Raw genomic sequence first — 15,165 nt, 5'->3', positions numbered from 1 at the left:
GCCGATGTTCATAAACTAACAATTTATATGACCATTATATCCATTATTATTTCCATCGTTGCCGCAGCGGGTGGCTTGTTTATTGGGAAGTCTTTTTCTTCCAAATCAAACAAGAACCATGAGGAGGAAGCCCAACGAAAAGCAGCCGAAATCCTAAAAAATGCAGAATTTGCAGCGGAAAACTTGAAGAAAGACCGCATGCTTGAGGCGAAAGAAAACTTCTTGCGTTTGCGTGGAGAGTTTGAAGAAGAGACACAGGCTAAGAAAGGAATCCTTTTAGAAAACGAACAAAAACTACGTGAAAAAGAACGTACGTTAACCCAACAACAAGAGCAACAACGCATTGCAGATCAAGAGTTGCAATCCCAAAAACAAAGCATTCAGTCGAAAGAAGAAAACTACCGCAAGAAATTCGAAGAGGTAGAAAAGAAACGAGAAGAGGCGGAAGCCATGCTTGCGACGCAAATCAACCAATTAGAGAAAATTGCGAATCTTTCTGCGGATGAGGCACGCCAACAATTAATCGATGCCTTGAAGGCGGAGGCAGAGTCTAAGGCAAGTTCCATTGTGAAACAAGCCATCGAGGAAGCAAAATTAACAGCGACCAAAGAAGCGAAAAAAGTTGTGATTGAAACAATCCAACGTACCGCAGCAGAGAACGCGATTGAAAACTGTGTATCTGTTTTCAATATTGAGTCAGACGACATCAAGGGAAAGATTATCGGTCGGGAAGGTCGTAACATCCGCGCATTAGAAGCAGCAACAGGAGTTGAGTTCATCGTTGATGATACCCCTGAAGCCATCATCATTTCAGGTTTCGATCCGGTTCGTCGGGAAATTGCCCGTCTATCTTTACACCGTTTGGTACAAGATGGTCGTATTCACCCTGCACGTATTGAGGAGGTAGTGAACAAGACTAAAAAGAACATCGATGACGAGATCATTGAGATCGGAGAAAAAACGGTTATCGACTTAGGTATTCACGGATTGCACCCGGAATTAATTAAGATGGTAGGGCGTATGCGTTTCCGTTCATCGTATGGCCAAAACCTATTACAACACTCCCGTGAAGTAGCCAAATTATGTGCGACCATGGCAGCTGAATTAGGCTTAAATGCGAAGCTTGCAAAACGTGCCGGTTTACTCCATGATATTGGTAAAGTTTGGCATGAAGAGCCCGAATTGCCTCACGCATTGTTGGGCATGGAATTAGCTCAAAAATACAAAGAGCATCCAGAGGTTTGTAATGCAATCGGTGCTCACCACGATGAGTGCGAAATGACTTCGATGATTTCACCAATCATCCAAGTATGTGATGCGATCTCCGGCTCACGCCCAGGCGCTCGTCGTGAGATGATGGAATCTTACATGAAGCGTTTACGTGATTTGGAAGATTTAGCGACATCATTCCAAGGCGTTCAAAAATGTTATGCCATCCAAGCAGGCCGCGAATTACGTATCCTCGTTGATTCTGAGCATGTGAGTGATGACAAAGCATCAAAGCTATCGTTTGATATCTCGCAAAAAATCGAGAAAGAAATGCAGTATCCTGGCCAAATCAAAGTAACGGTTATACGTGAAATGCGGGCTGTGAATTTTGCAAAATAAGTTTTATGATAATTTGTTGAACGGCAAATCACGTTCGACATTTTTACCTATTTTTGCTAACGCTGCCAGGGTCATGACCCTGGCAGCGTTTACTTTTTATGGAAATCAAAGCACCACATACAGAAGCCGATTGGAAGGCCTATTACGCCCTGCGCTACCACGTATTGCGTGAACCTTGGAATCAACCACTTGGTTCTGAAGTTTTACAAGATGAAGCAACAGCCATTCATGTAATGGCTATTGATGAAGACGGAAAAGCACTCGGCGTGGCACGCATGCATGAATGTGCCCATTTACAGGGCCAAGTGAGATGCGTCGCGGTAGCAACGGACCAACAAGGCAAAGGAATTGGAAAACTGATAATGAGTTACTTGGAAAAGGTAGCAGTGGAAAATGGATGGCAAGAAATGGTTCTTGAAGCACGCGAAAATGCAGTGCCATTTTACAAGAGCTTAGGCTATCACATTGAACAAGAATCGTACTTACTCTTTGGGGAAATCCAACATTACCGTATGAAAAAAGCGCTACCCCTTTCGGAATAGCGCTTGCATTTTAATGTTTATGTTCAAGTCCCTGTGCACTTGGGATTTGATTAAACTCAATCCCCGCTTTCTGCTCATCCTTGAAAGCCTCTTTCGGCTTGATGTTTAAGATTTGGAATAACTCCTTATCCGACTTCGCATCTGGATTCGGTGTAGTCAATAAGACATCACCTGAGAAAATCGAATTTGCACCAGCCATAAAGCAGAACGCTTGGCCTTCATAATTTAATTCCAAACGACCTGCGGATAAACGAACCGCCGACTTAGGCATCATAATACGAGCCGTTGCAATCACGCGAACCAAATCCCACACCGATGCAGTTTGTTGGTTCTCAAATGGCGTCCCTTCCACAGGAACTAAATTATTCACAGGTACTGAACCTGGATGTTCCGGCAAATTCGCCAAAGTCAACAACATCCCGATTCGGTCCGCTGCGCTTTCACCCATACCAATAATTCCTCCTGAACATACCGACAATTTCGCCTTACGTATATTCCCTAACGTTTCTAAACGATCATCATAGGTACGCGTTGAGATGACATCATCGTAATATTCTTCAGATGTATCGATGTTATGATTGTAGGCATAAAGGCCTGCATCTTTCAACTTTTGCGCTTGATCTTCTGAAAGCATTCCCAGGGTACAACAAACCTCCATACCCAAAGAATTCACCCCTTTTACCATGTCTAAAACACGATCAAAGTCTTTATTATCACGCACTTCACGCCAGGCAGCACCCATGCAAAAACGAGAACTACCATTATCTTTCGCACGAACAGCTGCCTGAATCACCTCTTCATAAGGCAAAAGCTTCTGAACCTTAACATTTGTATGGTAACGAGCTGCTTGAGAGCAGTATGAGCAATCCTCAGGACATCCACCTGTTTTGATAGACAAAAGCGTACTGATTTGCACTTCATTCGGATCATGATAAGCACGGTGAACCGTAGCCGCTTGATATACTAAATCCAAAAAAGGTTGGTTGAAAATCTGTTCAACCTCTTCACGTGTCCAATTATTTCTAATCTCCATATTCTTAATTAACTATTCCAATTCCATCATAAACGGCATCAATGCCAAAAACCCTTCACGCTTTTTCATGCGATCTAATTCCCAAATTGACTTTGTCCAAGGCATATTGGACTGCACAAAACGAGACTCCATCGAAGACTCTGAAAAAGCACTTGAAAGCAATTCATCAAAAAACGATTTCTCTTTGGGATAAACCGCAACTTTATAACTCGCTGGAGGCAATTTTGCTCGGTCGGCCGCAATTTCAATCGCCCGATCCAAACCTCCTAACTCATCTACTAATCCAATTTGCTTGGCTTGAACACCCGTCCACACACGTCCTCCGGCTAAAGATTGCAATTTGACTAAAGACATCTTACGACCTTGCGCAGCTTTGGAAGTAAATGACAAATAACCTTGATTGACCATGTTTTGCACAACCGATTTCTCGAAATCAGTCAGCGAACTTGCGGACGTCATAAAATTCGAATGGGCATGTGTATTTACATGATCTTGCGTAATACCTAATTTGTTTTTAAAGAAATTATCCAAGTTCAACCATTGCGCAAAAATACCAATAGAACCCGTAATCGTTGTAGGCTGCGCCACAATCACATCCGTCCCCATCGCCATGTAATATCCACCTGAAGCAGCATAATCCGACATGGATGCAATGACCGGCTTCACTTTCTTAGTTAGCTCAATCTCGCGCCACATGATATCAGAAGCTAATGAAGATCCACCCGGCGAATCGATTCGCAATACAATTGCCTTCACGGATTTATTTTCACGCAGTTTCTTCAACTCTTTAACAAAATCATCAGATCCAATACTACCATCGCCACCTTGCGTCCCAACAATTTCACCTTCAGCAACTAGGACTGCAATCTTGTTGTTTCCCTCAACCGTTGGAATGGGATTTTTAGCATGTAGATAATCACCAAGCTTGACATATTTCAACTCCTCAGAAGCTTTTTTACCCGTCAAAGACTTCAATTTCGCCTCAAATTCATCCAAATAACCCAATTTGACCATGCCCAAACGTTCCGCATTTCTTGGATCAAATGCTTGTAAACTATCTGCAATCGTATTTAGCTTCGCAGCTGAAATTCCCCGACTCTCCGATATTTTTTGGAAAACATCTTTATTAATGGACTGAATAAAAGACAAGGTCTGCATCTTGTTTTCAGGGCTCATATCCTCCCGAATAAACGGCTCCACAGCAGATTTAAACTGTCCTACTCGGAAAACCAAAGGCTCAATCTCTAATTTATCAAAAGCTTTTTTGAAAAACATGTATTGAACACTCACCCCATTGAAGTCCAATAAACCAGCCGGATTAAGATATACGACATCAGCAACGGAAGCCACGAAGTATCCTTTTTCCGAATATGAATTCGCGTAAGCATAGACAAATTTCCCCGACTTTTTGAATTTCGCTAACGCATTGCGGACCTCGGTCAATTTGGCATAACCCGCAATCGGAAAGCTTACATCCAAGTAAATTCCCTTGATATTGGAATCAACTCGAGCGCGCTCCAAGGCAGATAGTACCTGAATTAATCCTAATTTATCCGTATTGGCAAAGAAAGGATTGGGTATATCATCTAATGGATTATCTTCCGTAGAGGCATTTTCTACGAATGGTCGATTCAAATCTAACCGTAAGATCGACTGTTCTTTTACTTCAAACTCTTTCTCTCCGCCTTCCATTGCAGCTCCTACGCCAACAATCAGGAGTAAAGCAAAAACAAAAAACAAGCAAATGCCTACCAGGGTAGCCAACGAATATTTAACAAATTGCCACATAGCTATTAGTTTAGTCGATACGAATATCGAAAGCTTTCATTCAATTTGGCTCTAAATATGACCAACGGTCAAATGTCTATCCAAAGTTTTTACGGTAATCTTCGCGTGATTGACGAATTACCTCATGCGCAATCTCGCGACCATATACGTCATCAATATCTACAGCAAGCGAAGTAGTTTCGCCAGGCAACATCTTGTACGTCCAAAAATAGTGACGTAAACGTTGAACGATATCCTTCGGTGCGTCAGAAATATCACGCCACTTGCCATAAATAGGATCATCCTTCAATACCGCAATGATTTTATCATCCGCCTCACCCTTATCAATCATACGAATTCCTCCAATAGGAATTGCTTGACATAAAATATCACCATGCGTGATTGCACGCTCAGAAAGCACTAAAATATCCAATGGATCCCCATCACCTTGCATAATATCCTTACCTGAATATTTACGCGCTAATTCCGCAATACCATCCGCACAATAGGTTTGTGGCAAAAAGCCATATAGAGCGGGAACAATGTTAGAGAATTTTTGAGGACGATCAATCTTCAAATATCCCGTTTGTTTATCAATTTCATATTTAACCGTATCCGTAGGTACGATTTCAATAAATGCAGTTACTTGTTCAGGCATTTGGTCTCCAATTTGGATACCATGCCAAGGATGTGCTTTAAAAAAGTTACGATTCATATTTTTATCTTATATCAAAAAACAACTTAGGTTTCATAATCTTCGCAAATTACAAAAAAATAAGGAAACCAAAGGACTCCATTCGCTTTTAAAAATTCCACATTTTCCCGTTTTTTCGTTAAATTTGCGGTTTGATTTTTTATAGACAATGATATATCCCATCATCCCTTACGGCGACCCGGTCCTACGCAAAGTGGCAAAACCTGTTGATTTCAGTTCCCTTGATTTAGTCAAGCTTTCTGAAGACATGTTTGAAACCATGTATGCTGCTAGTGGCGTAGGCCTTGCAGCACCTCAAATCGGCATGGACATCCGCCTTTTTGTTGTTGATGGTAGACCCATGAATGAAGGAGAAGAAGAAGAGGACATTGACCCATCCTTAATCGATTTCAAAAAGGTTTTTGTGAACGCAACCATCTTAGATGAAACAGGCGAAGAATGGGGATTCGAAGAAGGATGCCTATCCATTCCAGGCATTCGTGGTGAAGTTTTTAGACCCGAATATGTCAAAATCCATTACTGGACGGAGAAAGGTGAAGAGAGAACAGACGTTTTTGAAGGCTTTGCCGCACGTATCATTCAGCATGAATACGATCACATTGAAGGGATTTTATTCACGGATCACCTGAATGTTGTCAAAAAACGGATGATCAAAAACAAGTTAAGTGATATTACCCGCGGGAAGGTTTCTGTGGATTATAAAATGAAGTTATCCCGCTAATTCAGCAACATGAAGATTTCGATTAATTGGTTACGTGATTTTATTGATTTGGCTCGTTTGCCCCAACAAGGCCAAGCAGAGGAACTCGATGTATTATTAACAAATACAGGTTTAGAAGTAGAAGGCATCGAAGCACACGAAAAAATCCCTGGGGGGTTACGTGGATTCGTTGTAGGTGAAGTATTGACCTGTGAAAAATTTGAAGTAAAAGAAAAAACACTCAGTCTGACGACTGTTGACGCTGGACTTGACGAAATATTGACGATCGTTTGTGGCGCAGCGAATGTTGCTGCAGGCCAAAAAGTGATTGTCGCAACGCCGGGCACGACTTTATACGACAATACGGGAAAAGCACTTTTTACGATTGAAAAACGTAAAGTATACGGGCAACCATCCGAGGGAATGATTTGCGCCGAAGACGAAATTGGCATCGGCACATCGCATGATGGCATCTTGATTTTAGACACAACATTAACTAACGGAACTCCTGCAGCGCAATATTTCCAAATCGACTCAGACCTTGTATTGGAAATCGGCCTGACACCAAACCGTGCAGATGCAGCATCGCACTGGGGTGTAGCGCGTGACATTAAAGCTGTTAGTGGAATCGAGGTAAAACTACCCGATGTATCTGCATTTAAGGTTGCAAACAATTCATTCCCTATCGAGGTAAAAATTCAAGACACAGGTTGTACACGTTTTTGCGGACTAACGATTGATGGCGTTCAAGTAGGTCCATCACCTGCATGGTTACAAGAGCGTTTATCGGCTATTGGCTTACGTCCCATCAATAACATTGTCGATGTGACGAATTACATTTGCCATGGTTTAGGCCAACCGATGCACGCGTATGACTGGAATCAATTACGTGGCGGCAAATTAATCGTTGACCAAGCAAAAGCAGGCACAAAATTTACCACGCTTGATGGCACTGAGCGAACTTTATCAGGAGAAGAAATCATGATCTGTGATGCTGAAGGGCCGATTGGCTTAGCCGGTGTCATGGGAGGCGCGGATTCATCGATTCAAGATTCAACGTCTCGTATTTATCTAGAAGTAGCTTATTTCAAACCCGAACGCATCCGTAAAGCAGCACAAATTCATAGCTTAAAAACAGATGCATCATTCCGTTTCGAACGTGGAACAGACATTGAAGCAAAAGCTTTTGCGATTCAATATGCAGCCTTATTAATCCAAGAAATCGCAGGCGGACAAATCAGCTCCGACTTGGTGGATTATTATCCAGAAAAACCAGTTTTGGCAGAAATTCAAATGACCTATGCGCGAATCAAGCAGCTCATCGGGATAGAAATCGGCGCGGACCGCATCCAAGAAATTCTTGTTGCTTTGGATTTCGAGTTAAAAAATAAATCGGCAGAAGGGTTTATCGCAATAGCTCCCGCATACCGTGTGGATGTTACACGAGAGGCAGATATCATTGAAGAAATTCTTCGTATCCATGGATTGGACAACATTCCTTTATCGGAAAATTTAAGTGCCAAATTCATCTCAGAATTCCCGGCCCTCGATAAGGAAAAAGTTCAATTGACGATTGGACAAAGTTTAGCTGCCAAAGGTTTCCAAGAAATCATCAGCAATTCTTTGACAAAAGGAGAATACCATGGCTTAATCGCCAAGGATCTTACGTTTGACACAGTTGAAATCTTAAACCGATTATCGGAAGATTTAGGCGTCATGCGTCAGCATTTGGTATTCCATGGTTTGGAGGTTTTGGCGCACAATATTAACCGCCGACAAAAAGACTTGAAACTTTTCGAATTCGGAAAGACTTACCATAAAAAAGGTGAGAAGTTTATCGAAAAACGCCATTTGGCGCTTTATACAACGGGACTTGCGGAAGGGGAAACCTGGTCGCATGCGCCACAAAAAAGTCAATTGCACCAATTATATGCGCAAGTAATTGCGACGATGAAGCAATTGGGCGTAGCGCAATTTGACACGACGGTGATTGAACAATCGCAGGTGTTTGCCTATGGTTTAACGATTACGGTCAACAAAAAACCAGTCGTTTCGCTAGGATTAGTGCATCCGAAATTGGCTCAAAAATTCGACGTGAAACAGGAAGTTTTCATGGCAGATTTCGATTGGGATTTCTGGATGAAGCAAGAGAAAGGAAACTTCGTATATCAAGAAATTTCAAAGTTCCCAGAGGTGCGTCGCGACTTATCGCTCGTATTAGACCAAACGGTCAGCTTGCAAGCCATTCAACGTGTGGCGGAACAAACGGAAAAGAATTTACTGAAGAGCGTAGCTGTTTTTGATGTGTATGTGGGTAAGAATTTAGGAGAAGGAAAGAAATCCTATTCCGTTTCATTCATCCTACAAGATGAAACTCAAACACTAACTGATAAAGTGATTGATGCGACGATGGATCGATTGATCACGCGCTTTGAGAAGGAATTGGGAGCCTTGATTCGTAAATAGAATCAAGGCTTTGCCAAATTTTATCGTTTGAACATGTTTCCCATGTTCGGCATTTTCATTTTACCATCTTGCACTTTGTTCATCATGCGCATCATTTTACGCATGTCTTCAAATTGCTTCAACAAGCCATTGACTTGTTGGATCGATGTCCCCGATCCAGCTGCAATGCGGTTTTTACGCGTCGGGTTCAAAATATCGGGGTTTTGACGCTCTTTCAAGGTCATTGATTGGATAATAGCTTCAATTGGCTTGAACGAGTCATTTGAAATATCCACATCCTTCACAGCTTGGCCCATACCCGGAACCATGCCCATCAAATCTTTGATATTACCCATCTTCTTGATTTGTTGCAATTGCGCATAGAAATCTTCGAATGAGAAGTTGTTTTGACGAATCTTCTTGTTTAAGCGGGCTGCTTCTTCTTCATCAAAAGCTTGTTGAGCACGTTCAACCAAAGAAAGCACGTCACCCATGCCCAAAATGCGATTTGCCATCCGGTCCGGATAGAACAAATCCAATGCTTCCATTTTCTCACCTGTTGAGATAAACTTGATCGGCTTATCAACAACCTGACGAATAGAAAGTGCGGCACCCCCACGTGAATCACCATCTAATTTCGTTAGGACAACCCCATCAAAATTCAAGCGATCATTGAAGGTTTTGGCTGTATTCACCGCATCTTGTCCGGTCATGGAATCCACTACGAACAAAATTTCGGTTGGTCGAATTGCTTCCTTAACCGCTGCAATCTCATTCATCATGGCTTCATCGACAGCCAAACGACCCGCAGTATCAACAATCACAACTTTCTTACCCATTTTGCGGGCATAAGACAAGGCATTTTGTGCGATGGAAACAGCGTCTTTATTTTCAGGTTCTGCGTAAACTTCTACGTCTACTTGCTCTCCCAATACTTTCAATTGGTCAATCGCAGCGGGACGATAAATATCACAGGCTACCAACAAGACATTTCTGCCTCCTTTTTTAATATGTTGGGCTAATTTACCCGAGAAAGTCGTCTTACCTGAACCTTGTAAACCAGCGATTAAAACAACCGCAGGATCACCTTTTAGGTTAATATCTTGTTTGGTTCCACCCATTAATTGGGTCAACTCCTCTTGAACGATCTTAACTAATAATTGGCCTGGTTCAACAGCAATCAAGATTTTCTGGCCCATGGCCTGATCCTTGATACGATCCGTGATTTCTTTGGCAACTTTATAGTTTACATCAGCATCCATTAACGCCCGACGAATTTCTTTGACGGTCGCGGCAACGTTCACATCGGTGATGCGTCCGTTTCCTTTGAGGGTCCGCATCGCGGTACTTAACTTGGAACTTAAATTTTCAAACATAGTATGATAAAAAGGGAATGCAATTTACGCATTTTGGAGCAAATTCTTAATCAAAAATGATGGTCTTATTCTGATGCATGAAAACGCGATCTTCGAAAACCATCTTTAAGGCATTCGCTAAGACAATCTTCTCCACATCTTTACCCGCTTTAGCCATCTCTTTGGCAGAATAGCTATGATTGACCGCTACGACATCTTGGCAAATAATCGGACCTTCATCCAGGTCATCTGTCACGAAATGGGCGGTGGCACCGATAATCTTAACGCCACGGTCAAAGGCTTGTTGGTAAGGCTTCGCCCCCACAAACGCGGGCAAAAACGAGTGATGAATATTAATCATCCGACCCAAGTATTTCGCAGAAAAGCTGGGAGTCAAAATGCGCATATACTTCGCCAAAACAATATAGTCTGGAGAGTAAGCATCAATTTGGGCTTCAACAAGCTTTTCATGTACTTCGCGCTCCAGTCCATCGGCACTGATGAGATGAAAAGGCATTTGAAATTGTGCACATAGACCGGCTAATATCGCATGATTACCTATGACCGCTTCGATTCGAAATGGGAGATCTTGGAATTGTGAACGGATTAATAAGTCTCCCAGGCAGTGATGCTCTTTGGTTACTAATAAGACAACACGTTTTAATGCGGGCGGAATGATTTCAACCTGAGCATTTTGCGGTAATACGGCTAAAAGTTCAGCTTGAAGCGCATGAATTTCACAATTCCCTACATAGGAAATGCGCATAAAAAACTGATTAAATGCCTCATCAACAAATTCATTTGTGCGTGTGACATTCAATAATTTTTCGAATAAAATGCCTGTGATTTTGTGCACGAGACCTTTTTCATCCTGACAGGCAATCTTAATAACCGTTTCCATAAAAAATATTGACTCAATCCTTCAAATTTACCTCAAAATCGTGAATAAAAAAGAATTCCTTATTTACCTTTGCAAGATTAATCGTGCCTAAGCCCGATTATTTGAAAGCTTATAAACAATCTGTATCAAAATGGAAAAAATTAAAGTGGCCAACCCGGTCGTTGAGCTTGATGGAGACGAAATGACTCGCATCATTTGGAAATTTATCAAAGACAAATTGATCTTGCCTTACGTCGATGTAGATATTAAATACTACGATTTAGGTGTAGAGTATCGTGATGAAACGAATGACCAAGTAACGATTGAGGCAGCTGAGGCTATCAAAAAATACGGTGTTGGAATCAAATGTGCGACAATCACTCCGGATGAAGCACGTGTGAAAGAATTCGATTTAAAGCAAATGTGGAAGTCTCCAAATGGTACGATTCGTAACATTTTGGATGGTACTGTTTTCCGCGAGCCTATCGTTTGTTCAAATGTGCCACGTTTAGTACCAAACTGGACTGCGCCGATTATGATTGGTCGTCACGCATTTGGCGATCAGTACAGAGCAACCGATTTCGTAACAAAAGGAAAAGGTAAATTAACGGTAACATTCACACCGGAAGAAGGTGGCGAAGCACAAACATTTGAAGTATACAACTTTAAAGGGGATGGTGTTGCGTTAACAATGTACAACACAGACGAATCAATCAAAGGCTTTGCGCACTCATGCTTTAACATGGCATTGAGCAAAGGATGGCCATTATATTTATCGACGAAAAATACGATCTTGAAGAAATATGATGGTCGTTTCAAGGATATTTTTGAGGAAATCTACCAATCAGATTACAAGGCGAAATTTGACGCTGCGGGAATCGTTTACGAGCACCGTTTAATCGATGACATGGTTGCATCTGCTTTGAAATGGAATGGTAACTTTGTTTGGGCTTGTAAAAACTATGACGGAGACGTTCAGTCGGATACGGTTGCACAAGGTTTCGGCTCATTAGGTTTAATGACTTCTGTGTTGATTACTCCAGACGGAAAGGTTATGGAAGCTGAGGCAGCGCACGGAACGGTTACACGTCACTACCGTGACCACCAAGCAGGAAAGCCTACATCTACAAATCCAATTGCATCAATTTTTGCTTGGACACGTGGATTGGAATTCCGTGGTAAATTAGACAACAATGCGGCTTTAATTAACTTCTGCCAAACATTGGAAAAAGTATGTGTTGAGACTGTTGAGTCAGGTAAAATGACAAAAGACTTAGCTGTATGTATTCACGGAAACAAAGTAAATCATGGTGAGCACTACTTGTATACGGAAGAGTTCTTAGAAGCTTTGGATACAAACTTAAAAGCTGCGTTAGTGTAAGCTTTTAACTATAAGAGAAAAGCCATCTGTCAATTGACGGATGGCTTTTTTTATTAATGATTATCAATAACAATCGTTTTTTGAAGCACCCCCAAATCTAGCGATATAATTACTAATTTATACGTCCCGGAGTTAAGTGATCCCACGCTAACTTTAAACTCAACAGAATCGTCTATCATTCCTTGTAAAACTTCGCGCCCATCTAATCCGTATACAATGTACTTTGCACCAACCAAATCAAATTGCGATTGAATAATTAACTCTTTTGATACAGGATTTGGATAAGTAACTAGTCCATTTCCTCCAGGAAGTTGGTAAATTATTTCATTTGATAAATTAGACAAACATGTAGGACCTTTAGGATAGGCCGTTGAAGCACGTGCTTGATAAGTACCTGAAGCCTTTACGTGAAGGTTAAAATTATTATTCATAGCTGGAATTTTAATTCCATTCAGATACCAAACATAATCTAATCCTGTAATACGCTGACCCGTTGACAAATAATAAGGTGACATAGCACTAATTGTAGGTGCCTGAGGCTGGGGATAACTTTGCGTGGAGACAGCTTTTGAAAATTCAGAAACACATCCTAAATCATCAATCGTTTTCACTCGAAAAACTCCTGTATTATTCACCGTAATTGTTGGCTCCAAACTACCCGTATTCCAAATGTAGGATACTTTCCCTTCGATTGCCTGCAAATTCACAGAAGTGTTAGCACAGAAAAGGGTATCCGTTAATGCTTTTATACTAGGAGCAGAAGGCGGATTTAAATTTGAAATTTGCAAAGCAGGAATCGTAAATTCGCGCCCCAAACTATCACTCAATGTAGCTGAATAAATTCCAGTGTTTAAATTTATATTATCAAATATACTTCCAATCAATTGGCCTTGCGAATTAAACCAATTGCCCTTCGTGTACTTTGAATTGAGTTTTTTTAGGACGATTGAATTTTGTGGCCCACAAAATGCCGCAATATTAGGCATTGGGTCTGGTTTCATATAATTAATTCCCTTTTTGACTGCGGCATCAATACTTGAAGTCCATGCAACAGCTAAATCAGCAAATGCAGCTGGAGAAAAGTGCACACAAGTATAATAAGGAGCTGGACTCCTAGGGACTTCAATAACATCGGTATTAGGACCTTCAAAAACTTGTTTTAACCCTGATGAATCAGAAGCGACAAATTTCTGTGCTGCTCGTATTTGAGGACTTAAAATCACCGTAGAGTCTGCACATCCTCCACCGCGTGAAGCTTGTGCAACAATCCAGGGAATATCAAAATTCGCATCTTTACGAGAAGCATTTATTATCTCTGTCAAATAACTTTTATAGGTATTCTGGGACATTTTAAATTCGGCATCCGTTTCTCCTTGATGCCACAAAATAGCCCGAAATCCCATTTTTTGTCCATAAATTTCCAAGGACCGACTTAGATTTTTATATGGAAAACCCAATTGATAAAACAATTCAGGCACCCATGGATTTCGCGAAGCTACGCCTCTAGCTGACTCAGCCCAATTACGAATGGATGAGCCACCCCAACCTGTATTAATAAAACACACAGGCACATTGTATTTTTTCACTAAAGAGTCGCCAACTGCCGGCCAATAATGCAGAGAAAGTCCATTCGGCCCAATCGTAGCAAAAGATCCCATTTGATTAAATGTATCAAATGGAAATGCTAAAGAATATGTACCAATAAACCGATGGGTGATACTAGGATTGTATTCTGTAAAATGCGAATAAAAATTCGCACAATTAACTCGATCATCTTGTGCGCCTATTTCAACAGGTTTTCGATATGTACCTCCGGCATTTGATTGACCAGCTATTAAGAAATTCTCACCCACTCCAACCCTACTTAATTCTGTCGAATCAATTAAGCGAGCTCCTTGATATGAACGAACTTTCAAACGATACCAACCACCCGAAACGACTACTTTCCCTTGAAATACACCTGCAACAGGCTTTTCATCCAACAGAACCCAATCAATTAATTTCCCTTGCCCTTGTTGAACAGGAACAAATGACACTTGAATCTTATCAGCCTTATTTGATGTATTCCCCAAAATGGAAACAGTCGCCTGATTTAGCTCATTCCGCTGAAACACTTGTCGATTATGTGGAAATACAACTTGCGTTTGAGCGCTAACCCAATGACAAATCAAGATACCAACAACAAGGAAAAATAGCCGCATATCACAAATAAATGAATACAAATTTACGAAAAAAGTCGTATTGGTTTACCAATACGACTTCAATACTTATTGCATGTAATTGAATTACTCTCCTACAACAGAAAAAGGAATTTTATGCTTTACATCCTTGTGTAAATCCAACGTTGCAGTGTAATCACCAGTCATTTTCACTTCTGAGTCAAAAGAAATTTTCTTACGATCTACATCGAATCCTTTTTCTTTCAACATCTCAGAAATTTGTAAACTAGTTACACGTCCAAAGATTTTACCGCTATCACCTGCTTTCGCAGCAATAGTCAATGTCAAATCACCGATCGATGCAGCCAAATCAAACGCATCTTGACGGATTTTCTCCACTTTGTGCGCTGCTTGCTTAATGTTCTCAGCTAATACTTTACGATTGGATGGAGTCGCCATAACAGCAAATCCTTGTGGAATTAAGTAATTACGACCGTAACCAGCTTTTACCGCTACTACATCGTTCTTATATCCTAACCCAGCAATATCCGTTTTTAATATAATTTCCATCTTATTTTAC

The 15,165-nt window shown here is 41.1% G+C and carries 12 protein-coding genes; 5 read left to right on the top strand and 7 right to left on the bottom strand.

Annotated elements, in window-relative coordinates:
• Nucleotides 1-27 precede the first annotated feature (27 nt).
• Together rny and SKC38_RS08895 are read left to right on the top strand one after the other, a co-directional pair.
• Nucleotides 28-1,608 (top strand): ribonuclease Y, encoded by a 1,581-nt coding sequence (gene rny, locus SKC38_RS08900; RefSeq protein ID WP_377976788.1) that lies wholly within the window; start codon nt 28-30, stop codon nt 1,606-1,608.
• 98 nt (nt 1,609-1,706) lie between these two features.
• The gene (locus SKC38_RS08895) at nt 1,707-2,150 is read left to right on the top strand and encodes a GNAT family N-acetyltransferase (protein WP_377976787.1); all 444 of its coding nucleotides are present in this window, start codon (nt 1,707-1,709) and stop codon (nt 2,148-2,150) included.
• A gap of 10 nt (nt 2,151-2,160) precedes the next feature.
• Here SKC38_RS08895 and bioB read toward each other — a convergent pair whose 3' ends face one another.
• The 3 genes from bioB to SKC38_RS08880 form a co-directional block, all read right to left on the bottom strand.
• The gene (bioB, locus tag SKC38_RS08890; protein ID WP_377976786.1) at nt 2,161-3,183 is read right to left on the bottom strand and encodes a biotin synthase BioB; all 1,023 of its coding nucleotides are present in this window, start codon (nt 3,181-3,183) and stop codon (nt 2,161-2,163) included.
• Between the two features lie 12 nt (nt 3,184-3,195).
• Nucleotides 3,196-4,971, bottom strand: coding sequence for a signal peptide peptidase SppA (sppA, locus tag SKC38_RS08885; protein ID WP_377976785.1), 1,776 nt, complete (start codon nt 4,969-4,971; stop codon nt 3,196-3,198).
• Nucleotides 4,972-5,047: 76 nt separating this feature from the next.
• Nucleotides 5,048-5,665 (bottom strand): inorganic pyrophosphatase, encoded by a 618-nt coding sequence (locus SKC38_RS08880; protein WP_377976784.1) that lies wholly within the window; start codon nt 5,663-5,665, stop codon nt 5,048-5,050.
• Nucleotides 5,666-5,813: 148 nt separating this feature from the next.
• On the opposite strand from SKC38_RS08880, the gene def reads away from it, so the two are divergent.
• Together def and pheT are read left to right on the top strand one after the other, a co-directional pair.
• Nucleotides 5,814-6,386, top strand: a complete 573-nt coding sequence (gene def, locus SKC38_RS08875) for a peptide deformylase (protein WP_377976783.1) — start codon at nt 5,814-5,816, stop codon at nt 6,384-6,386.
• Nucleotides 6,387-6,395: 9 nt separating this feature from the next.
• Entirely contained in the window at nt 6,396-8,831 is a 2,436-nt protein-coding gene (gene pheT, locus SKC38_RS08870; RefSeq protein ID WP_377976782.1) for a phenylalanine--tRNA ligase subunit beta, read from the top strand.
• 20 nt (nt 8,832-8,851) lie between these two features.
• Here the strand turns inward: pheT and ffh are convergent, their stop codons facing one another.
• Nucleotides 8,852-10,186 carry a signal recognition particle protein gene (gene ffh, locus SKC38_RS08865; RefSeq protein WP_377976781.1) on the bottom strand — a complete coding sequence of 445 codons (1,335 nt, stop codon included), beginning with the start codon at nt 10,184-10,186 and terminating at the stop codon, nt 8,852-8,854.
• Between the two features lie 46 nt (nt 10,187-10,232).
• The gene (gene purU / locus SKC38_RS08860) at nt 10,233-11,066 is read right to left on the bottom strand and encodes a formyltetrahydrofolate deformylase (protein ID WP_377976780.1); all 834 of its coding nucleotides are present in this window, start codon (nt 11,064-11,066) and stop codon (nt 10,233-10,235) included.
• Between the two features lie 130 nt (nt 11,067-11,196).
• Here purU and SKC38_RS08855 point away from each other — a divergent pair, with 130 nt between their 5' ends.
• Entirely contained in the window at nt 11,197-12,426 is a 1,230-nt protein-coding gene (locus tag SKC38_RS08855; RefSeq protein ID WP_377976779.1) for an isocitrate dehydrogenase (NADP(+)), read from the top strand.
• Nucleotides 12,427-12,479: 53 nt separating this feature from the next.
• Here SKC38_RS08855 and SKC38_RS08850 read toward each other — a convergent pair whose 3' ends face one another.
• Nucleotides 12,480-14,627, bottom strand: a complete 2,148-nt coding sequence (locus SKC38_RS08850; RefSeq protein WP_377976778.1) for a sialate O-acetylesterase — start codon at nt 14,625-14,627, stop codon at nt 12,480-12,482.
• An 84-nt stretch (nt 14,628-14,711) separates the two neighbouring features.
• On the bottom strand, nt 14,712-15,155 hold the full coding sequence (gene rplI / locus SKC38_RS08845) for a 50S ribosomal protein L9 (RefSeq protein WP_377976777.1): 444 nt from the start codon (nt 15,153-15,155) through the stop codon (nt 14,712-14,714).
• Between the last annotated feature and the right edge of the window lie 10 nt (nt 15,156-15,165).

This window comes from Aquirufa echingensis (genome assembly GCF_042714525.1).
Taxonomy (GTDB): domain Bacteria; phylum Bacteroidota; class Bacteroidia; order Cytophagales; family Spirosomataceae; genus Aquirufa; species Aquirufa echingensis.
This window is presented reverse-complemented; position numbering and strand designations above follow the sequence as displayed.